Source organism: Qipengyuania sp. 902 (assembly GCF_051195295.1).
In the GTDB taxonomy this organism is placed as follows: Bacteria; Pseudomonadota; Alphaproteobacteria; order Sphingomonadales; family Sphingomonadaceae; genus Qipengyuania.
Window position 1 is genome coordinate 156,336 of record NZ_JBNJLJ010000001.1, and the last position, 20,488, is coordinate 176,823.

Sequence of the window (20,488 nt, forward strand, 5' to 3'; positions counted from 1 at the left end):
AACATCACAGCGTTTAAACGGTGATCATCAAGCGTACCAACGGTGCACCCGTGATCATCAAACATCACAGCGTTTAAACGGTGATCATCAAGCGTACCAACGGTGCACCCGTGATCATCAAACATCACAGCGTTTAAACGAGTAACTTAGATATGGACCTAAGCTTGCGGGCAACCAATGTCGCAGCCCTAGAGCGCGCGCCATGCTTCCAAGCATTTTGATTACCTTTTGGCGCTCCGGGGTTTGTCCCTCCGTGCATCCGGCAACGCCTCTTTCCCTTCACCGCTGGTGATTGGCATTCCGTTCCCTTGCGCGTCTGGGCGAGACAGCGAGGCGCAATTGCCAGTCGCTCCGGTTGCATGGGATTGTTTGTTCGTTTCGGCATTTCCTTTGCCCCCGGGATGATTGTGAAAATGGTCCGCCACGACCGCTTGCCCGCCTTCATTGACGTGCACGTGTCGCACAGTCTGCTCGCGCGGCTGGTGCAGCTTGGCCAGCGCCTCCAGTGTCGTTCTGCAATTCGTTTGCGCGCGAAGTGCTAGACGCCCGTATCGCTCCAAAGCGTCGATATAGGCGTTACGATTACCCTTAGACGCGGCCGCGCTCGTTCGGCCCTATATGCGGCACCATTTCCACCCTCAGATCCGGTTCGCACTGCACCCCCCGAGCCCGTCCTCGCCAAACGGCGCTGGGGTCGATGCCAGTCACTTTGGTTGCACGTGACTATTCGCGCGTTTCATCAATTTCTAAACTTTATAACGTAATGGTGGATTCGATCGGCTAACACATTCAATGGCCAGCGCCACTTCGGCGCGGACTGACAAGTTAATCGCGCGGGCCCCGAAGCGTCACCAAGGGGACAAGATGGGGGCTTGACGAGGACTTATGCTTGAAAAAATTGCGCTGCTCGAGCGCTTAGCGGCTGCGCGCCAGGCAGGTCACCTAAGCGAAGCCGAGTTCGCGGAAGAGAAGTCTCTCATCTTGGCGAGTTTCTCCCATTCTGCTCCAGCCGTGAATGGTTCGGAGGAGTTTCGCGCCAGCCGATCAACGGCCTTCTGGCTTCCTATAGTAGTGCTGGCGGCGGTCATCGCCGTTGCAATCATGCTTTGGTGGTCGAGCACTTCCCCCTCGCCAGCCGCGAACAACCAGATGGCCAATAATGAAAGTGGGGCCAGCAGCACTAAAGATTTGGAACAGCCCGAGATCCAGCTCGCAGCAGCACCCTCAGCCGACCTATGCCAAAGATACCAATTCGTTCAAACCTCAACCGGTGTTGATAGTCCTTACAGTGCGTTATACGCTTATTTCGCAATGTCCTCCCCGATCGAGTCCAGCGTTTATGGCCAGCTAAGGCAGAATGGCGGAGTTGCCTTCACTGATGTCAAGTCAGTCCGAGGAGAATGTCACGCCGAGTTCGCTATTAGCGGAGTCGTTGACGGCACCTCCTACAATCTTCGAGTATTGTGTCCCATAAAGAATAGCGATCCGCCCAGCGAAGGCGAAGAAGGCCGAACGATTACCGGAATCGAGTCTCTCGAATGTTTCGAGCGGTAGGCGAGTTAAAGATATGAACTCTTCCGATAAGCTGACGGCAATCGAGGGCTTGGCTAGACTTCGTCGAGCGGGAGCATTGACAGACGACGAGTTTGCGAACGCGAAGAAGCAAGTGCTCGCTCAAGGCGCAACGACCTTCGATGCCCGTTCGGATGACGATCTTTATGCCTCTTCCCTTGAACAGCCAACTAGAGGAAAATTGGTTTACTTTTCGCTTGCCGGCGTTCTCGGAATCGCTGCGATAGCAGCGGGAATGTACGCCCTCTTGGCGGACAGAACGAATGAAGCCAGTGAGGATGTCCTGTGGACTTCTGAAACACAAGACAGTTTCAGCCACGAAGACAAAATCGAGCAAGCCAATCATGCAGAACCTGTAACCAGTTCGACAGAAGAGGGCGAAGAAGCCGCAGCGACTGCAGCAGCGGAAGCGGAGGCAGCAGTAGCAGCGGTGGAAGATGCGATAGCAGCGGCTGAGGCGGAAGCAGCAGGTCGCGCGATTCGCGAAGTAGGAGCGGGAGCGCAGCTTGGCCCGAGCGAAAATAGGCCTGCACTAGGCCCCCGCCAAGCATCGCCTACCAATAACTTCCGCGCCTCTCTTGCTCAAAATTATCCTTCCCGCGCGCTACGCGACGGCTTGGAGGGTCAGGTCGAGGTGGAACTGTTGGTGGCGCCAACCGGCCGCGTAAGCGCGTGTAACGTGCTGAGGTCAAGCGGCCACGCGGTCTTAGATACGGCAGCTTGCGAAGGGATGATGCGCTCGGCTAGGTTCGAACCGGCGCTGGGTAACGATGGAACGCCAGTTGAAGGAAGCTTTCGTACTTCCATGGAATACCGGCTTTCGCGATAGGACGAGTGACAGGATCCGGGGGGCTGGCGTTGTCGGCTGAAAACAACGACAGCTCTCGTCAATGATTGAACGTCGAACGGGTAAGGCGCGCAAGCTGCTTCAGGTATCTTGTTGCCGCGGCAATGTCGGCTGACCACCCGCCATCTTCCATGCGTTCCGATTACCCCTCGGCGGCCCGGGATTTTGCCACCATGCATCCGGCACCGTCGCTTGCCTTTCACCGCCGGCGATTGGCACTCCGTGCCCTTGCGGGTCTGGGCGAGGCAGCGAGGCGCATTTGCCAGCCGGTCCTGTTGCATGGGATTGTTTGTTCGTTCCGGCATTTGCTGCGCCCCCGGTATGATTGTGAAAATGGTCTGCCACGACCGCTTGCCCGCCTTCTTTGACGTGCACGTGTCGCACCGTTTGCTAAGGAGACGAGAGACTTATAAACGGAATGATTAGGCATGCGCATCGTCAGCTGACAAAGCAAAATGCCAGAGTATTCACGGGGGACACAGTGAAAACGCTAAGCAAGACGTTCTGCAGCATCGCCTTTCTATTTTCTTCAGGGAGCGCCCTCGCCCAGTCTGAAGAGGGCTCATGGTCTTATCAGTACGGCGAATCGGAAGGCTATCATAAATTGTTCTTCAGCAGGCCGCATAGCGACCACGGACTTCTATATTTCAGATGCGAGCCGGAAAGCGGTTGGGTTTTCCTGAGCCCGGAGGAAACGAAGCCGAACCTCGAATACCTCATCCTTCAATCTGGCGGGAATGCGCTCATCTTGCCTCTGCTTGGCGAAACTGACGAGGCGACAGAGGAGTTTTACTATGATGCAGCCTTACCTACGAAGCACCGAGTAGTCAGCGCCTTGATGGAGGGTGAGACCCTTCACATTGGGGCTCGTGGAAATTCGCTAGGTGCGAAAAGCCGCTATTATCCGGTGCGAACCGAGCGAGAGCGACGCAGCATCAGGAACTTCTTTCTGGCTTGTGGCGCCAACTAGCGAAGCCGCGAAAGTTGGTTGTAACTTCGCTCAGGTAGCGCGCGGCCGCCTTTGTCTCACCAGAGTGAACCCCGTGCTTCCACGCGTTGCATTTACCCCTCGGCGCGCCAGGATTTGTCCCGCCGTGCATCCTGCACCGCTCCTTGCCCTTCACCGTAGGCGATTGGCACGACCTACGCCCGATCATTATTCGTGATGTCCTTCGCAGAGCGATGAAGCATTTGCTGCCAAAGTTCGTGCGCAATCTGATGGGACTTTTCGGATAGGTAGCTGTCCCTTAGTAAGCGTAACGGGTGCCAACTACCGTCCGCCTCGCGATAGAATACGTGTCGATAGACGCTGCCCGTGTGCGAGGTTCGCCACGGCTCGAAGATCTCCGAGAGCACAGTGTAGGCATGGTTCAAGCTCTGAGCGGGCCTAGCCGAAAGGCATGCCGGTAGCGTCACGCCCGAGCAGCCAAGACCAATCGCGCTAACGCCCTGCACCCGTAGCCATAGCCCACCCCTATCGCTGGAAAGGAACGTGGACTGGTGGGGGCTGGGACTTGAGAGATGGACTTCGACGAAACGATGGTCCGGCGAAGGATGCAAGAACGGTCGCGGATAGGCACCCTCCCAGTGCAGTAGGTACTTCACCTGCTCATCGCTAATGGAAGACCAGTCGCGCACATCCATCAGGATCCGCAGAGCGCTCCCTTCAGGAAGTATCCTGACCCTCTCTTCTTGCAAGAAAAGATCCTTAGCCGGCGAGGACTCGATAGAGGCCGCTTCCAGCAACAGCTCCCATGACGCGCCGTGATTGACTGGCAGGTCGCCACCGCACTCGAGGACCCACTGGCCCTCGATATACATCATTGGGAGACGAACAAGCTTGCCCCGGCCGTCCATCATGCGCCTCCTTGAGTAAGAGACGTGACGTCTGGCCCGCAAAGCTCTGCAGCCCACTCGTCAAGTTGCCGGTTTACGCCGCAACACCCGCTAACAACCTCATGCGCCCAGATGCGGTAGGCGCACATGCGATCAGACGTCCACCGCGGAGGAGATTGACTAAGATCCCGCAGGTTGGCGATCTTATCAGCGAGCTTAATCATCTTCGCCCCGTCTGACTTACCAGTTGCGCTCTCGACCTGGCGCCGCTTGCGTTCAGCTTTTGGCAGGCGCTTATCGTCCGTCACCTCGAGGACGAACCCGCTAACGCGTTCGCCGAACCGTTGAGTGATCTCGTCGACGGTGGTGTCGGTGTCCTCGATCGTGTCGTGAAGAAGTGCTGCCAGGAGGACATCTAGGTCCACCACGCCCGCCTGAGTGAGTATCCGAGCAACCTCAAGAGGGTGGTTAACGTACGGGGTGGCGCCGGCGTCCTTACGACGTTGATGACGGTGGCGCTCGGCGGCAAAGCATACAGCTTCCAACAGTATTTGATTGTCCGTATTGGATCGAGAAGTGGGGTCCGCAAATTTGCGTGGAATGCACTCGTTCATCGGCAATCTCCAAGAGAAGCCGAGCCTCTGCATCGCTGGTACGAACCCCAACAGAGCGCAAGGGCTCGGGTCCGTTTTCAGCGACCTGACGGTGTCAGGATGAGTGATCCAATACACGCCCAACGAGTGGGATTTGTACTCGATCAAAGAGAACATAGGATGGTTCTGATGGTTTGCAACAGCCATGAATGGTACCCGTTGCGGTACGTGTCTCAGCATTAGAAGCACCAGGGTTCCGTAGTCTTCCAGCTGGCGCCCCCCCGGCAGGACTCGAACCTGCACCTGAGACTTTAGAAGAGTCTTGCACTATCCAGTTGGGCGACGGGGACGAGCCAACAACACTACCGCACAAACGTCAAGCGCCAAGCCGTCACAGTCTTTCGCCTGTGTTGTCTGGGTTGCAACAAACTCGGCATCAAGCCAGTAGTTTGGCTCGGCTTCGGGGGAATCGATCATGATGCAGAGTTGGCGCTTCCAGTATGTTGCACTTGCACTTGTCGCGGCGGCATTTCCGAATGTCTCCGTTGCATCGGATTGGCGCTATCTCACCTCAGGCACGACTGGCGTCATCGTGAAGGTCGATGTGGAATCAGTGCGAGAACTTCCAGCCATCCAAATTCGGCGGCCATTCCCGGTGCGACAGATTTGGGTCCTGATGGACTTTAGTCAGGACAAATCTGTGACGTATCGAGAGCGTCGTCAGCTATTTCGCTTTAACTGCACCGCCGAGACAAGCATGATCGCAAGCAGTGTAACCTACAATCCCGATGGTCGTGTGGCTCGGTCATGGTCTGACGAGGACTACGACTTTAAGTATGAGCCGGAGACACCTGACACGATCGGTTACACAATCATGGAATTTGCTTGTGGGCGCAGGAGCCTGCCCTGAGATCAGTGCGCCGTGACTTCGAGCCTAAGGCTCAGCGTTTGACATACCAGTTCCCCATTTCCTTTGCGGCCTGTTCAAGAGTCTTGAGGGCCAGCCGATAGTCGCCACGGTCCATCGCCAGATCGAGTATTCGTTGAAGCTGCCGCATCCGGTACGCGCGATGGGCAATGGCGACCTCACCCAACTCGTTCTCGCAGCGTTCGCGCACGATCCGGTGATAGTCCAGCCAACGGTGTGACCCGGCGAACTGGAACGACGTGGGGTCATAGGCTCGGACGTGTCGCGGGGTCAGGATGACGTCGAACTCACCGGCAACCAGGTCAGCCACCTCGGCATGTGTCTGATAGCATGCCAGATGCTCGACGATCCGGCGCTTGATGACATCAGGCAGACGTCTCATCGGGTAAGCCCAGGGTAAGTGGCCACCCCTTGGAGCATGTGCCTTACCCTGTTCCCATGTTGACCCACCAAGGGGCGGAAACACCCCTTGCCAATCGACAAGTTGGCACAAACTCCGCCACGTCCTTGATATATCCCCCTGTGGTTCGAGACGTGCCCATCGAGGTCATGATGGCGACGGTCATCACGTCGATGGAGCGGCCTAGGAGGATCGAACTCCTGTGAACGGGATGGAAGCCCGGTGCCTAACCACTCGGCCAAGGCGGCCCTGCGACGGCATCTGCGATACATCGGGGCATGGAGGATGACAACGGTCCGCTTGGCGAGGCCGCACCCCCTTGGCGACCCCCACCATGGGGTCAGGTCATCATCGGTCATGCGAGCCACCTCACCCGCACCACCACCACCCCACTCCCTATAAGGGAGGTGGGGGTGGTGGGGATGGCGTTCAGCGCGGGTCATCTTCCCCACCTTCCCCACTTTCCCCACCCCACTTTTCAGGGTGGGGAGGACGTCCAATCTCGCTATGTTCGACGGGGTTGCCGACGATGACAAACGGGCGGTCATTGCCCTTGGCATCGCGGCGATGCTCGGTCGCCAGTGCGCCGTTCCGGAACCATGTCCGTAGGATGGCCTTGATCCGCCCCTTGTCGGCCTCGGCGGACAGGCCCGCCACGTCAGCAACAAGATGGCCAACCCAATCCTTTGCCTGCACGCTCTCGCGCCAGTCACCAGCCGCAAGCCGTTGCTGGACCATGTAAAGGTGCCACGTGCTCAGCCCGTGGAACACGTCCGGCTTTTCCCAAAGGCAGGCAACGCCGACATAATCGGCAGGCTCGCTGCCATCGCCGTTATCAAGGCACTGACTTTCCAGCTTGATCCAAGTTGCCGCGTCGGGGGGAGCGCGATTTGCTTTGCCGGTATCGACGCGCACCAGCGAACGGCGCAAGGCGGGATCGGTAATGCCCAATTCCTCGGCCTCGGCCTGACTCATGGCATTGAGCGGCAGCACCACGCGGGCAGCATCGCGCAGGGCGACCGCGCCGCGCCCATCCTCTGCCGTGACCTCACGCCCGCCCAGTTTCTTGGTATGGTGCACCAGCACGACCGCGCAGCCTGTTTCCTGAGCCAGCCGCTTCCACCGCTTGGCGATGGCGTCGATTGCCTCGTTCGAGCTTTCCCGCACGGCGTGGCTCGAAACGAAAGGATCGACGATCACCGTTGCAATGCCCAGATCCCGGATCGTGGCGGCGAGCTGGGCAAACACGTCCTCCGCCAGCGTGAAACCGTCGCGGTCCTCGCTTGCCGTGCAGAGCGGCTGGACTAGCCCGCTATCGAGGTGGAGCCGGTTCCCGCAATCGTCGGGGCCAATGCCATGATAGGCGCAAGCAGCCGACAATTGCCGCTCCAATTCGTCGGTGCCGTCCTCAAGGTTGAAGATCCACACCGCTTGCGGCCCGCGATGCAGGGGCTTGCCCAATAGCGGCTGTCCGCTGGCGAGACAAAGCGCAATCGCGTTGCCGATTGTGCTTTTGCCGGTGCCACCCGGTGCGATGATCGCAGTCACTTCGCCGCGCAGCAACCAATGGCCCAAGAGCCACTGACGCCGTGGCAACGAAGCGGGATCGGGCCAACGATAAGGCGTGGCGCGCAAGGCAGAAGGTCTATTAATGCGCGCCGCCGCCTCGTCCGGCTGGAGCGCGGCAAAATCGAGCGGTTCGGAGCTTAGCATTCCTTAGCCACCCGCGCCGCTTCAATGCGACCGGCAACAGAGCCGCGCGGAATGTCCGCAAAATCGGCGCTGGAGTCCGCTGGGCTCGTTTCCAGCCTTGGGGTGGCAACAACCCCGTCAACCGCCTGAGCGGCCTCTTTGGCGACCCTTAGGCCGAGATTGTCGGCAAGATGCCGATCATCGTCCGCAGCAAGGATCAGTTCACGGCTGGGAAACAGCTTTCGTATGGCCCGCGCCACGGTTCCGAGGTTGCGCGCAGACATGGCAGCGACAACGCCAAAGCCAGTTGCCGAATGGACAGCCGCCATAGTGGCGAAGCCTTCTCCGATCACCAAGGGACCAGCCGATGGTATGCCATTGATCAGGTGCACACCATGGGGCCAGAACAGGCCAGCCGTGCGAGCGTCCTTACCGAACAGCTTGAAACTATCGGGCCGGATGCGCTGGACGTTGCGCAGGCTGAAGCCGGGATCAACCATCGGCACCAGCAGATCGCGCCCCGCCTGCCGGATGCCGAACGGCTCCAGCCCTTTGGCGACAAGGTAGGGGTGCGCGGGATCGGCGCGGCTGGCAGTGGCCCACAGGTTCGCGGCGCACCGTGCCGCCGCATCCTCAGCCGCCAGCCGGTAGCGCTTGCGGGCAAGCTCGGCCTGCCGGATCGAGCTCCGCTCAGCCGCAGATAATTCGCGCGCGAGCGAGGTATTGTCCGATAGAAAACCGTCTGCGCGAAGCATTGCTTTGACTGCCAGCGCATCGGCTTGAGTGCCATTGTAACAGGCGACAAGGCAGCCATCGGGAGCGTGCGCGCTCGCCTTGATCGCTGTCCCCCGGTCACGGGCGGAATGGCCCGGTGTCGGGATAAGCGCATTCCCCTTGCAGACCTTGCCGCCATAGTGGCGCGCTATCGCTTCAATATCTACGATCACAGCGCGGCCCTCCCTTTGTTGGTAAGCCTGAGCACGGATGCGCTCTTGCCGCTGGGATTACGCCGCCGCGCGCCGGTCGGTTCGATCAAGCCCATAGCTCGCAGTTCCGAAAAGCGCGGCTGGAGTGACTCTCGCGTGACGCCGGATATTGCCACGACCTCCAACGGGGTCGCCTCTCCCAGCCGTGCCAGTGCGCGCATGGCGAGGCGGCGAAGGTGGGAGACGGTCGGGGCGATTGCCTCGGCAGCATCCTGGCTTGTGCCGTCCGCTCCCTTTGCTCCGGGAATTTCAGGATAGCGATCATCCATGCTCGCCTCCCATTGCCAGCTGCGAAAGATACGGCCCGCCAATATGGGAAGCGATCAGGGGCGGGATTGCTTGCGGTTTAGGGGTGCAGAGGTTAGAGGGATCACGGAACCAGCCGACATAGCTATTCCGCGATGCCCGCGCCTCATCCGCGCGGGTTTCGCATGTTTGGGTCATGGCTCAAGCGTCTCCCGCAATAAGCGCGTGCAAGCTCTCTGCCGGAATGACCGTGCGCCCGCCGATGCGCCGTGCGAGCAAGCGCCCCGCCGCAATGTGCGAATAGATGGTGGTGCGCCCCAAGCTAGACGCCTTGCAGGCTTCCTTGATGGAATACGCGATCTTGGGGGGATCGTTAGTTTCGGTGTGCATTTGAAAAACCTCGCTTGTTATGTGCGAGGCTGTTCAACCATGCTCTAACCCGCCACGTCTCTTGCCGACAGATACGACTAACTTGCCGACAATTCGGCGCTATTTGTCGGGAAGTCGTGCGATCACCGCCGTTGCGTACTTCGCCGCGGTGTCATCTGAGAAATGCTTATCCTTCTCAGCCATGAAATTGAGTAACATTATCTGAATTGCCGCTTTGTCGCCGCGCTTCAAGGGGCACTTGTAGCCAGCAGCAACGCAATCCTGCGTCACCTTGGCGATTGCATGTGGCCAGTCAGGATCAGGCGCGGGACCGCGCCGCTTGCGCTGCATGGTAGGCCTCTCAGTACCTTCGATTCTTGCCGGAAATGCTTTGAGCAAATCGGCGCGGCAGACCTCGACCAGAAGGTATCCATCTGCCGCGCGAGCATCGTCACCAAATGCCTCGTACTCCCGGTCGAAACTGCGGGGATCGTTTTGCCAGAGGACGTCCGGTGATCCGGGGGGCTGGCGTCGAATACCACCTGTCGAGACGTCGAACTGGGAGAACGTCCCGAGTAAATTGGCTGTCAAATCCTCCAAGCCTGCTAAGTGAGCGTCGGCGAGTGAGTATGTTGGTGTGAACCGGCCACGCACCTTGACGGCCCCGCGCTCGAGCTCGTTGCGCAATTGGTTCCAGGCTTCTGTCAGCCTGTCTAGCCCCGACTGACGTTCTTTGAAAAATTCGAGGCCCGGAACTTTGCCCACCTCGTCGTAGTGCCCGGCGAAGAACTTTCGCGACCGCTCCGCAGGGTCATCAGTGATGAGTGGGCAATGACCTTCCACCTGTGTCCGGAGGTGATCCACTGTGATCGCACTGCCGAACGCGACCCAAGTCAATGTCTCCGCCAATGACACCCACGGGACGCTTGGCAACGTCCGGCGTTCCAACGCGGATGGTGGCGAGGTGCCTTCGCTACAATGATCCATACCGCCTCCCTAGCGGCACCCAAATTAAGGCGGGGAAGCGCGTGGGATGCGCGCTTGTCGGCTGGCCTGCCTATCCCCGCCCGCAATTTATTATCTCAGGCGGCAGCTTGCCAGCCGCACTCAGAAACCATCCTCAGGTTAGCCGGGAAGCACGAACACAACTTTCCGATGGCAGTGCACACAATGCGACCTACGGCCCTTGGCAGATCACGTTTCCACAGCTAACCCTCTCGGGAAAGGGGGACAAATGAACATCGCTATAATTACACTGGCCACAGCGGTTTCACTGGCAAATGTTCCAGCCATGCCCGACAGCTATACATTGCTATGCGAGGGGCAGCAGAGCATTGGCTTCAATTGGCGAGCCGGGAAATGGGTGGAGTCTCGCTATAGCCCCAGGCGCTATATCGTCGCAAAGATTGAATCCAACAACTGCCGCATCGTCTACAATGGCAAGTTTCAGAGCATCCCAAATAACGGAGTCATGCAAAATTTTGGGCCGCTGTATCAAAAGTCAGTTTGCTTGAATGTGCGAGATGTAGAAGACGAATATTCATCATTTCTATCGCAACCCTGTCAAGAAACCTACTTTCTTGAAAATGGGAAATGGGACAAATCATTTGCGTGTGATAGGGCAATGACGAGCTTCGCAGGCTCGTTCGATGGTGAATTTCATCGAGCAAGTAACCATACGAATACCGCTGCACGTCCAGAAAATGATTACAAGGATAGCCTCGCAATCGAAGTCGGGAAATGCACAAAAATTAGCTAAACCTACTCAAATCTTGAAAATACCAAGTTGGGTCTGATTTTGCTTAGTTTTTCCACACCCTTATTCGAATTTTCAATCCGATTGCTCGACCCAGACTCCAGTTGCAGCATCATAAGCAAGCGTTGTCACGAGACCGCCGCCATCGGGTGTAATTTCAATCTTGGCCGGATTTTCAATGGTATGGCTCACAGCTCCAGCAGTCTTGGCATCATGCTCACTATGATAGCGCCGCGCATCATTTCCGACGTGAAGTATAACCAGTGGCACGATTTTTCCTCTTGAAGCCCTTACCGTCTCGCGGCGAGCTGAATGCCCCCATTTCTTCTTGCCTGCAATAGCATGAGTCATCGGACGTTGTGCTGTCTGCGGATTATCCGGCTTCTGCCTTTCTGATCGGCGCTACCTTGGCACCAGCCGCGCCGTCTCTGGCGCAATAGGTGGCCCAATCGTCCATGAGACGTCGCCGCTTGTCGAATAGGTCGCCGCGCCGATAGGCCCGCTCAACTTTGTTTTCGATTGTGTGAGCCAGCGCCATTTCGGCAACCTCATGGGCATAGCCGGTGCACTCGGCTGCCCAATCGCGGAAGCCCGAACGGAAACCGTGCACGGTCGCGTCAACCTTCATGCGACGCATGAGCATGGACATGGCCATGCCGGACAGCTTGCCGCCCTTCGCCCCGGGGAACAGATATTCGCTGCCAAGCGGCTGGAGGCTTTCGAGGATGGCAACCGCGCGCGCGGACAGCGGCACGCGATGCTCTTTCGCGGCCTTCATGCGGTCGGCTGGGATCGTCCAGATTGCCTTGTCCAGATCGACCTCTGCCCAAGTCGCGCCGATCACTTCGCCAGAGCGGGCAGCGGTGAGGATCGTAAATTCCAGCGCCAACGCCGCAACCGCCTCCCGCTTGTGCAACGCGCGGACGAATGCCGGAATTTCCTCATAGGGAAGGGCCTTGTGATGCCCGCGAGATAGGCGAGTGCGAGCGGGGAGGATTTGCGCAAGATGCCCGCGCCAGCGCGCCGGATTCTCCCCTTGCCGATAGCCGCGTGCCTTGGCGCTATCGAGCACGGTTTCAATCCGCCCGCGAATGCGGCTGGCAGTCTCGGCTTTCCCTTTCCAAATCGGCTCAAGGATTTTCAAAACGTGCGCCGTTTCGACCTCGGCAACCGGCAAATCTCCGATCACCGGATAAACATAGCTATCGAGCGTATTGCGCCATTGCTGGCGATGCTTTGGATTGCGCCAGCTTTCCTCATTCGCGGTGATATAGGCTTTGGCTACGTCCTTGAACGTGGTTCCGGCCACCTTGGCAGCCTGAGCCGCCGCAAGCGCCTCAGCAGCTTCCCTGTACCGCTCCTCCAGCGGATCAATGCCCGCCTTCACCTTCAGACGCAGCGCCGCCGCCTCGTCCCGCGCATCGGCAAGCGACATTCCGCCTTGCCCAGCCGCGCCAAGGCCAACATCGCGCGACTTGCCGTTGAGCATGAAGCGATAAACCCAAGAGCGCGCGCCGGTCGGCTTCACCAGCAAATGTAGCCCGCCACCATCGGCATGGCGTCCGGGCTTTGCGTTCTTTACGGCGAGAGGAGTTAGCGCGTTGTGCAGCTTTCTTGGCATTTCGGCTCCCTGTGAGGGAATCGAACCTGCCAGCGTCCCGCCAGATTAGCGGAAATAGCAGCCGTTCCCATAACCGTTCCCCGATAATAGCGCGGTTTTATGGGAACGCAATCGAACAGATTTGAACTGGTTCGCCAGCGCTATCGCAGAAATTCCCGTGTTTTGGCACCTTAGCTGGACTGATTAGCACGCCTCCGGCAAGTAGTATGGCGGACTCCTGCTCCGCCACACATAGCCTTGCCCTAGCCGCATCGCGCCCCAGTTTTGCTCGTTCCGGGAACGCGCCCCGGACATGCGGTAAAGATCAGTCCGAACCAATGCCTGCGTGGAACGCGGTGTGGGAGCTGGCCAATGCAGCGTCGCTGTCGATCAACGACTGCCTGCTCGCAATCAGTTGGCGCTGCGCATCCAGCACATCGAACAGCGACGCGAGCCCTTCGCGGTAAAGGGCATTGGATTGCGAAAGGGCGACCTCGCTCTGTTCGATCGCTTCCGACAGCGCCTCGCTGCGCTGTTGATAGGCTTCGATCGCGACCAAAGCGTTTTCGACTTCGCCCAGCGCGTTCAGGAATACGCTGTTGTACTCCGCAAGCCGGGCTTGGGCCTCGAATTCGGCCGCGGCGACTTCCGCCCGGCGCCGGCCCCCGTCGAACAGCGGCAAGTCGAGCGCCGCGCCGATCCCGACGAGAAAGTCGCTGAACAGGCCGCCGAGCGTTCCGTCACCGATACCGATCATCCCCGGAATGGTCAGCGAAGGTCGCAAATCCGCTCGTTCGATCCCGATTGCGGCTGCCGCTTGCGCGAGCCGCGCTTCGGCCGCGAGAATATCGGTCCGCCGCCGCAGCAGGTCTGCAGGAACACCTGCGGGCGGCGCCAGCCCGTAATCGGGGATTTCGGCCTCTTCACGTGTCGGAACAGCGAAAGCGCCTGGCGGCTCGGCCAGAAGGATCGCGAGGGCGTTCTGCGCTTCGTTGCGCGCGATCTCGATGAGACCGCGCCGGGCCCGCGTCTGCGCAAGGTCCGCTGCGGCTCGCCGCACGTCGAGGTTGGCGGCAAGACCGGCCTCGAAGCGCAAGGTGACGATCCGCAGCGTCTGTTCCTGCAAGTCGGTCGATTGCTCCAGCAATTCGAGCTGCGCTCCGGTGCGGCGATACTCGATATACTGGCTGGCAATCGCCGCGGCCACGATGCGCCGTTGATCCGCAAGCAGGTATTCCGCTTCGGCATAATCTGCAGCGGCAGCGCGGACTTCGGCTGCAAGCCTGCCGTTGATATCTGGATTGAACAGACCGAAGAGGCCCGCACTCGCAGTGATCGCGCTGTCGTTCGTCAGGGATGCGCCAATCTCGGCCGTGCCGTCGACAGACGGGACGAGGTCGGATCGTTCGGCGCGCAGCAATTCCGCCGCCGAACCGAGCCGGTCGGTCGCCGCGTCGATATCGAGGTTGGCGGCAAGGCCCTGGCGCACGAGCGCGTCGAGCACAGGGTCGTTATAGCCGAGCCACCAGTCCCGCTCGATACCCGATGGCGGAAGGTCCGTCGCATAAGCCGGCGGTGCCTCGACGACCGGCATCATCACCTCCGGCTCGACGCCCGCACATGCGGACGCCATCAGAGCCGCTCCGGTGACAGCGAACAGCCTCTTCATGCCGGAGCCATCGTCATGTCTTCGTCCACGTCCTCGATCTCGCTATTCAGTCGCTCCAGATCGACGTTGCGCGGTTTGCCGAAGCGCGCGATGGCGAGGTAGATGACCGGGGTCAGAAACAGGGTGAAAACGCCCGCAATGCCTAGACCGCCGAAAATTACCCAGCCGATCGACTGGCGCGCTTCCGAGCCGGCTCCGCTCGCCAGGATCAGCGGTACGGCACCGAGCACGGTCGAAATGAGCGTCATTGCAATCGGGCGCAGGCGAATGGCGGCGGCTTCTTCGACTGCCTCGCGCACGTTGCGGCCCTGCTGGCGTAACTGGTCGGCGAATTCGACGATCAGGATTCCGTTCTTCGCCATCAGGCCGATCAGCATGACGAGGCCGATCTGCGAATAAATGTTGAGCGACACGCCCGATAGATACAGCGAGAATATCGCCGCTGCGAGAGCGAACGGCACGGTCAGCAACACGACGAGCGCACTCGTGAGGCTTTCGAATTGCGCCACCAGCACCAGGAATACGATGATCAGCGCGAAGCCATAGGTCAGCAGCAGATCGTTCGAGGTCTCTTCGAGGCTTTCGGCCTCGCCTTGCAGCAGCATGTCGATGCCCGGACCCACGGCCTCTTCGGACAAGCGTTCGATTTCGTCTACCGCATCGCGCAGCGGCGTGCCCGCTTCGATGTTCGCGCTGACCTCGATCGCCCGGCGCTGTTCGGTGCGGTCGAGTTCGGCGGCGATTCCCTGTTCTTCGATCTGGGCCAGCGTGGAAAGCGGGACCAGGCTGCTCTCGCCCCCGACGGTGCCCCGAACGTAGAGGTTGCGCAGGTCGGAAGGGTTGGTGACCGTCACCGCCTGCGCTGTCAGGAAGATCGGCACCGCCTGGTCGCCTACGTTGAGATCGACGAGGTCTTCTCCACCGATCATCGCCCGCAAGGTCTGGGACAGATCGTCCAGATCGACGCCAAGATCGGCAGCGCGCTGCCGGTCGATCTGCACGGACAACTGGGGCTGGGTCGGCTGATAAGAGATTTCGGCATTCGACAGGATATCCGACCGGGTGTCGATCGCATTCGCAAGCGCCTGCGCCGATGCGTAGATCGTATCGTATTCGGCGCCGGTCAGGGCGACCTCGATCCCGTTGCCGCCGCCGCCGAAGCTCAGAGTCCCGCGCCCGCGCGCGTTGGTGCGTGATCCCGGGATTTCCTGCAGCGGTTCGTTGAGTTCGTCGACGATCTCCGTCTGGCTACGGTCGCGGTCGCTCCAGTCGGCGAGCTGGGCGGTCACACGCACGCGGTTGGGATCGTATCGGCCGACGATGGAGAAGGTGCTCTCGATCTCGCCGCTGTCGAGATAGGGCTGGAGTACCCGCTCCACCTCGTCGAGTTCGCCGTCCATGAAGTCGAGGCCCACGCCGTCCGGCCCGGTCGCATCGACCGTGATCACGCCGCGATCCTCGTCCGGCACGAGCTCGTTGTCGAGCTGCGAATAGAGCAGGCCTGCAGCCCCTGCGACCACGATAGACGCGATGCCGACCAGTTTCGGCCGGTCGAGGCAGCGCCTGAGCGCGCTTTCGTACCAGTCGTTCGCCTTGTGACCCCAGCGAGAGAGGTGTCCGCCTTCCGCTTCATCCCCGTCATCCTTGTCGCTCGTCAGGTCGAAGCGGGCGGCGAGTGCTGGCACCAAGGAGAGTGCAACGAAACTCGAAATGATCACTGCAACTGCGAGGACGAAACCGAATTCCCGGAACAGCCGGCCGGCCTCCGATGGAAGGAAACTGATCGGCACGAATACCGACACCAGCACTGCCGTGGTCGCGACCACTGCGAAAAACACCTGCCGCGTCCCCAGCACGGCAGCCGCGCGCCTACCGAGCCCCTTGTTCTGCAATCGCTGCGCATTCTCGAGCACGACAATGGCATCGTCCACAATAAGGCCCGTCGCCAGGACCAGGGCAAGCAAGGTCAGCAAGTTGATCGAGAAGCCCATGAGCCAGATACCGGCGACCACGCCAACAAGGGCGACCGGGATCGTCGCACTCGGGACGACGGTCGGCCGCCATGCCCGGAAGAATACCAGCATCGTCCCGACCACGACGAGGATCGTGAAGCCGAGCGTGATGAGCACCTCGCGCACGGAAATCCGGATGAATTCGGCATCGTCGGATACGACTTCGATGGATATGTCGGAGAAGCGCTCGTTCAGCCGGTCCACACCCTGACGGATGCTGTCCGAAATCTCGATCGTGTTCGAGCTTGCCTGCCGCACGACGCCCAATCCCACGATGGGCCGTCCGTCGAGCCGCACGAAATTCGTGGCATTGGCAGGCGCGAAATCGGCCTGGGCGACGTCGCCGACCCGGGTGGTTCCGTCAATGACGACGTTCTCGATCAGCACAGGGCTCGTCGCGCTCGCTTCGGCGCGCACCACCAGCTCCTGCGCATCCGAGCGGAACGAGCCGACCGGTACGTCGTAGGGCGCATTCTCCAGCGCGTCCGCCACGTCGGTCAGCGTCAGGCCGAAACGATTGAGCCGCGCCGGATCGACCGACACCCGCATTTGCCGCGCGCGGGTCCCGAACTGCTCGATGCTCGCCACACCTTCGGCAGCCAGCAATTCCGGCACGATGTCGTTCTCGACGATGCGTGTCAGCTCGGCCTGGTCGTACTCGGTCGACTGCACCGCCAGCGTCATGATGGGCTGGGCATCCTGGTCGGCCTTGACCACGGTCACTTGTTCGACCCGTTCGGGCAGGTCCCGATTGACGCGGCTCACCGCCTCGCGCACGTCCGATGCCGCCGTATCGAGATCGATACCGGGATTGAACTCGACCCGGATGCGCGAATTGTTTTCCTCGCTGGACGAGCTGATCTGGCGCACGCCGGAAACGCGCGCGACCGCGTCTTCGAGAATGCTGGTCACTTCGGAATCCATCGTCTCTGGCGCGGCACCGGGCAGGCTCGCCGTGACCGAGACTATGGGGCGATCGACATTGGGCAATTCGCGGACCTCCGCGCCCAGCAGCGCCGCGATCCCGGCAATGACGATCAGCAGGTTGAGAACGCCGATCAGCAGCGGTCGCTTGACCGCCAGCATGGGCAGGTCGAACTTATTCTTCATCGGCTGCGGATTGCGCGGCCGCGCCTTGCCGTTCGCGAACCCGGACCTGCTGCTCGCCCGATCCCCCATTGCGCACGATCCGGATATCCTGACCGTCGCGGACCTTTTGCACGCCTTCGACGATCACGCGGTCCTGCCGGCGGATTGCGCCGTCGACGAAGACGCTTCCTTCCCGCCGTGCCGTGATGGTGACCGGCACCCGGACCGCTTTGCCCTCGCGGATTACGAAGAGGTGCGAACCTTCGCCACCCCACACGATTGCCTCTTCCGGAACGACGGGCCGCGTCTCACCTGCGCGATTGAAGGTCACGCGAAAACTCATGCCGGGACGCAGCCGGTCGTCCTCGTTCGGGATCGCTGTGCGAACGATAAAGTCGCGGCTGTCCTGCGAGATGCGGGTGTCGGTTGCCACCACCCGAGCATCGATTTCGCGCGAGGGGTCGGAGAACGGCGTAACCTGCACGACCTGCCCCGGCCGAAGCGCGCTAAAGACAGCCTCCGGCGCAGGAAAATCGACGTAGAGCGTGCCGCGCTGGTCGATCTGGGTGATAGGCGTCGCGTCGTTCACACGGTCGCCCGGATCTATCTCGGTCAGGCCGACATGGCCACTGAACGGCGCGCGCACGACGCGATCGGCCAGTGCGGTTCGAGCCTGCTCCAGGGCGACACGGGCGGACGCGAGTGCGGTTTCGCCCGCCTCGATCTGGCTTTCGGAAATGGCCCCGGTATCTTCGATGCGCCGATACCGCCCGAGGAGCTGATCCGCCTCGCGCACGTCGACTTGCGCCGCTTCGACCGCGAGCCTTTCCTGTCTGGAATCGAGACGAACGAGGGGTTGCCCGCTTCTGACGAAATCGCCTGCGCTGAACAGCACGTTCGTAACACGACCGTCTGTCTCGGCATAGATTTCGGCCGAGGTGGCAGCCCGTGCGGAACCGATCGCCTCGACTTCCAGCTCCTCGGGCAGAAGGCGGATAGTCTGCGCCACGACCGGAACGGCCTCTCGTTGAGGCTCGGTCTCGGATTCTCCGCAAGCCGTGCCGAGAAGCGCGAGTGCGACGGCGCTAAGTCGAAAGATCGGACTGGGCACGCTTGCGACCTAACGAATATACAGGGCCGGGGGAAGCGGGGATAGGCAGACCCTACGAAGAATTTGCCGGATCGCTGTGACCAGAAAAACTGCACGGCGGGAATTGGTATTCCCAAGCCGAAATGTACAAGTCTAGCCCGCGGGCCGGGCAGTCCCTTCCGCATCCAGCTCGATCGGGGAGTTGGTGCCGGTTGCAATCGACGATTAAAAGCCATGGCAACACGAAAAGCGTTCCCGGGACGGTGCGGCCGCTGCGGAGTGACTCCTGTTTTCTCGCCGCTGGCGCGAAAGCTATCCCGACGGCGTCGCACGTGTAGCTTGTCCTAAGGGACGGGATCGGTTCGCGCCGGTCCCGTTTTTTGTACTGAAGGAGGCACCATGCTGCTCGAGAAAATAAGGACACCCGGCCTGTCCCACCTGTCCTACCTGATCGGTTCCGGCGGCAAGGCGGCCGTCATCGATCCGCGCCGGGACTGCGAATGCTACGTGGAAATGGCACGCGCCGAAGGGTTGGAGATTACCCATATCTTCGAGACCCATCGCAACGAGGATCTGGTGTCCGGAGCGCCGATCCTGAAAGAACTGACCGGCGCGCGCGTCCTTCATGGGCCCAATGCTGCCGGCCCTGTCGAGTATGCCGAAACGGCGCATGAGGATGACGAGTTCGAAATAGGCCAGCTCAAACTAGAAGTGCTCGAGACACCGGGACACACGGACGATCATCTTGCTTTCGTTCTCCACGACACTGCCTACTCCGATGGGCCGGTCGGCGTGTTTACGGGAGATGCGCTGTTCGTCGGCGACGTCGGTCGCACGGACTTCTATCCTGATCGCAAGCGCGAGGTTGCTGGCCTTCTCTACGATTCCCTCCAGAAGATTTTGGCACTCGGGGATCAGGTCATCCTCTACCCGGCACATGGGGCAGGATCGGTCTGCGGATCGGGCATGGCGGAACGCGAGTTCTCGACCCTCGGCCACGAACGGGCGAACAATCCACGGCTGCAAATCGAAAGCCGCGATGCTTTCATCGACTTCAAAGTGGAGGAAAACCACTACCAGCCACCATATTTCCGGCTGATGGAGCGCCTTAATCTGGAAGGCGGCGATGCTGCGCCTCGCGTAATGCGACCCAAGCGGCTGTCGCTGCCCCAGTTGGGCGACATCGAGGTCGACCATCTGGTGGATGTGCGCGAGCCGCTTGCCTTTGCTTCAGGCCATCTTCCCGTTTCCATGAACCTGCCGGTCGGAATGATCTCGGCATTCGCAGGATGGTTCATTCGTGAGGGAGAGAGGGTCGCTCTTGTTGCTTCCGATGAAGACCAGCTCGAAGCTGCCATGACGCATCTCGTACGGATCGCTCTCGACAATATCGAAGGCGGTTATGTCGGCGTCGTGCCTGCCGCTGCGCAGGGCAAGGCGATGCGGACTATCCCGATGATTGGAACCGAGGAAGTCGAGCGTCGCCTAAGAGGCGGCAGGGATAATTGGACGCTGCTTGATGTAAGGGATGCGGACGAACGCGCAGAAGGCGCTATCGAAGGCTCTCGGCATATCTACGTGGGCGAACTTAACGTGCGCTATTGCGATCTCGATCCGGCGCAGCACTACACTTTGATGTGCGCCAGCGGAATGCGGGCTACGGTCGCTGCCGGCTGGCTTGCGAGCCGCGGTTTCGACAAGCTGGACATCTATCTCGGCTCCATGGGCGCATGGAAAGCGGCCCATGGCCGAAGCGGATCAGGCGACCTTCTGGAATAAGCGATACGCGGAGGACGAGTATCT

21 protein-coding genes, 2 tRNA genes and 1 pseudogene are annotated in these 20,488 nt (G+C 60.2%); 7 read left to right on the forward strand and 17 right to left on the reverse strand.

What is annotated here, in order from left to right:
• Nucleotides 1–133: 133 nt before the first annotated feature.
• Entirely contained in the window at nt 134–445 is a 312-nt protein-coding gene (locus ACSH0F_RS00710) for an HGGxSTG domain-containing protein (RefSeq protein WP_435198952.1), read from the reverse strand.
• On the opposite strand from ACSH0F_RS00710, the gene ACSH0F_RS00715 reads away from it, so the two are divergent.
• The 3 genes from ACSH0F_RS00715 (at nt 360) to ACSH0F_RS00725 (ending at nt 2,401) form a co-directional block, all read left to right on the forward strand.
• Complete coding sequence (locus tag ACSH0F_RS00715; protein ID WP_435200571.1) at nt 360–542, forward strand: hypothetical protein; 183 nt, start codon at nt 360–362, stop codon at nt 540–542. The genes ACSH0F_RS00710 and ACSH0F_RS00715 overlap by 86 nt on opposite strands.
• A gap of 343 nt (nt 543–885) precedes the next feature.
• The gene (locus tag ACSH0F_RS00720; RefSeq protein ID WP_435198954.1) at nt 886–1,554 is read left to right on the forward strand and encodes a hypothetical protein; all 669 of its coding nucleotides are present in this window, start codon (nt 886–888) and stop codon (nt 1,552–1,554) included.
• A gap of 76 nt (nt 1,555–1,630) precedes the next feature.
• Nucleotides 1,631–2,401, forward strand: a complete 771-nt coding sequence (locus ACSH0F_RS00725) for an energy transducer TonB (RefSeq protein WP_435198957.1) — start codon at nt 1,631–1,633, stop codon at nt 2,399–2,401.
• Nucleotides 2,402–2,616: 215 nt separating this feature from the next.
• Here ACSH0F_RS00725 and ACSH0F_RS00730 read toward each other — a convergent pair.
• Nucleotides 2,617–2,724, reverse strand: a pseudogene (locus ACSH0F_RS00730) (hypothetical protein); the annotation flags it as partial.
• Between the two features lie 176 nt (nt 2,725–2,900).
• Between ACSH0F_RS00730 and ACSH0F_RS00735 the strand changes: the two are divergent.
• Nucleotides 2,901–3,389 (forward strand): hypothetical protein, encoded by a 489-nt coding sequence (locus tag ACSH0F_RS00735; RefSeq protein ID WP_435198959.1) that lies wholly within the window; start codon nt 2,901–2,903, stop codon nt 3,387–3,389.
• 173 nt (nt 3,390–3,562) lie between these two features.
• On the opposite strand, the gene ACSH0F_RS00740 is transcribed toward ACSH0F_RS00735, so the two are convergent.
• From ACSH0F_RS00740 to ACSH0F_RS00750, 3 genes are all read right to left on the reverse strand, one after another.
• Nucleotides 3,563–4,243, reverse strand: a complete 681-nt coding sequence (locus ACSH0F_RS00740; protein ID WP_435198961.1) for a hypothetical protein — start codon at nt 4,241–4,243, stop codon at nt 3,563–3,565.
• A gap of 32 nt (nt 4,244–4,275) precedes the next feature.
• Nucleotides 4,276–4,869: an HD domain-containing protein gene (locus tag ACSH0F_RS00745; protein WP_435198963.1), complete on the reverse strand. Its 594-nt coding sequence runs from the start codon at nt 4,867–4,869 to the stop codon at nt 4,276–4,278.
• 250 nt (nt 4,870–5,119) lie between these two features.
• Nucleotides 5,120–5,198, reverse strand: a tRNA-Arg gene (locus ACSH0F_RS00750).
• A gap of 125 nt (nt 5,199–5,323) precedes the next feature.
• On the opposite strand from ACSH0F_RS00750, the gene ACSH0F_RS00755 reads away from it, so the two are divergent.
• Nucleotides 5,324–5,758, forward strand: coding sequence for a surface-adhesin E family protein (locus tag ACSH0F_RS00755; RefSeq protein WP_435198965.1), 435 nt, complete (start codon nt 5,324–5,326; stop codon nt 5,756–5,758).
• Nucleotides 5,759–5,789: 31 nt separating this feature from the next.
• On the opposite strand, the gene ACSH0F_RS00760 is transcribed toward ACSH0F_RS00755, so the two are convergent.
• The 7 genes from ACSH0F_RS00760 to ACSH0F_RS00790 form a co-directional block, all read right to left on the reverse strand.
• Nucleotides 5,790–6,158: a DUF2280 domain-containing protein gene (locus tag ACSH0F_RS00760; protein WP_435198967.1), complete on the reverse strand. Its 369-nt coding sequence runs from the start codon at nt 6,156–6,158 to the stop codon at nt 5,790–5,792.
• Between the two features lie 192 nt (nt 6,159–6,350).
• Nucleotides 6,351–6,424, reverse strand: a tRNA-Gly gene (locus ACSH0F_RS00765).
• 181 nt (nt 6,425–6,605) lie between these two features.
• Nucleotides 6,606–7,889, reverse strand: a complete 1,284-nt coding sequence (locus ACSH0F_RS00770) for an AAA family ATPase (protein WP_435198969.1) — start codon at nt 7,887–7,889, stop codon at nt 6,606–6,608.
• Nucleotides 7,883–8,815, reverse strand: coding sequence for a toprim domain-containing protein (locus tag ACSH0F_RS00775; protein ID WP_435198971.1), 933 nt, complete (start codon nt 8,813–8,815; stop codon nt 7,883–7,885). The genes ACSH0F_RS00770 and ACSH0F_RS00775 overlap by 7 nt, the downstream gene beginning before the upstream one ends.
• The gene (locus ACSH0F_RS00780; RefSeq protein ID WP_435198973.1) at nt 8,812–9,123 is read right to left on the reverse strand and encodes a hypothetical protein; all 312 of its coding nucleotides are present in this window, start codon (nt 9,121–9,123) and stop codon (nt 8,812–8,814) included. The genes ACSH0F_RS00775 and ACSH0F_RS00780 overlap by 4 nt, the downstream gene beginning before the upstream one ends.
• A gap of 178 nt (nt 9,124–9,301) precedes the next feature.
• Nucleotides 9,302–9,490, reverse strand: coding sequence for a helix-turn-helix domain-containing protein (locus ACSH0F_RS00785; RefSeq protein ID WP_435198975.1), 189 nt, complete (start codon nt 9,488–9,490; stop codon nt 9,302–9,304).
• A 99-nt stretch (nt 9,491–9,589) separates the two neighbouring features.
• Nucleotides 9,590–10,366 (reverse strand): hypothetical protein, encoded by a 777-nt coding sequence (locus ACSH0F_RS00790; protein WP_435198977.1) that lies wholly within the window; start codon nt 10,364–10,366, stop codon nt 9,590–9,592.
• 337 nt (nt 10,367–10,703) lie between these two features.
• Here ACSH0F_RS00790 and ACSH0F_RS00795 point away from each other — a divergent pair, with 337 nt between their 5' ends.
• On the forward strand, nt 10,704–11,228 hold the full coding sequence (locus ACSH0F_RS00795) for a hypothetical protein (RefSeq protein ID WP_435198979.1): 525 nt from the start codon (nt 10,704–10,706) through the stop codon (nt 11,226–11,228).
• 72 nt (nt 11,229–11,300) lie between these two features.
• Here the strand turns inward: ACSH0F_RS00795 and ACSH0F_RS00800 are convergent, their stop codons facing one another.
• The 5 genes from ACSH0F_RS00800 to ACSH0F_RS00820 form a co-directional block, all read right to left on the reverse strand.
• Nucleotides 11,301–11,576, reverse strand: coding sequence for a hypothetical protein (locus ACSH0F_RS00800; RefSeq protein ID WP_435198981.1), 276 nt, complete (start codon nt 11,574–11,576; stop codon nt 11,301–11,303).
• A gap of 22 nt (nt 11,577–11,598) precedes the next feature.
• Nucleotides 11,599–12,846 (reverse strand): tyrosine-type recombinase/integrase, encoded by a 1,248-nt coding sequence (locus ACSH0F_RS00805; RefSeq protein WP_435198983.1) that lies wholly within the window; start codon nt 12,844–12,846, stop codon nt 11,599–11,601.
• Between the two features lie 304 nt (nt 12,847–13,150).
• Nucleotides 13,151–14,458: an efflux transporter outer membrane subunit gene (locus ACSH0F_RS00810; protein WP_435198985.1), complete on the reverse strand. Its 1,308-nt coding sequence runs from the start codon at nt 14,456–14,458 to the stop codon at nt 13,151–13,153.
• 32 nt (nt 14,459–14,490) lie between these two features.
• Nucleotides 14,491–17,616, reverse strand: a complete 3,126-nt coding sequence (locus ACSH0F_RS00815) for an efflux RND transporter permease subunit (protein WP_435198987.1) — start codon at nt 17,614–17,616, stop codon at nt 14,491–14,493.
• Nucleotides 17,606–18,604, reverse strand: a complete 999-nt coding sequence (locus tag ACSH0F_RS00820) for an efflux RND transporter periplasmic adaptor subunit (RefSeq protein WP_435198989.1) — start codon at nt 18,602–18,604, stop codon at nt 17,606–17,608. Before ACSH0F_RS00820 ends, ACSH0F_RS00815 begins: the two co-directional genes overlap by 11 nt.
• 480 nt (nt 18,605–19,084) lie before the next feature.
• Between ACSH0F_RS00820 and ACSH0F_RS00825 the strand changes: the two genes are divergently transcribed.
• Nucleotides 19,085–20,464, forward strand: coding sequence for an MBL fold metallo-hydrolase (locus ACSH0F_RS00825; RefSeq protein ID WP_435198991.1), 1,380 nt, complete (start codon nt 19,085–19,087; stop codon nt 20,462–20,464).
• Nucleotides 20,465–20,488 lie beyond the last annotated feature (24 nt).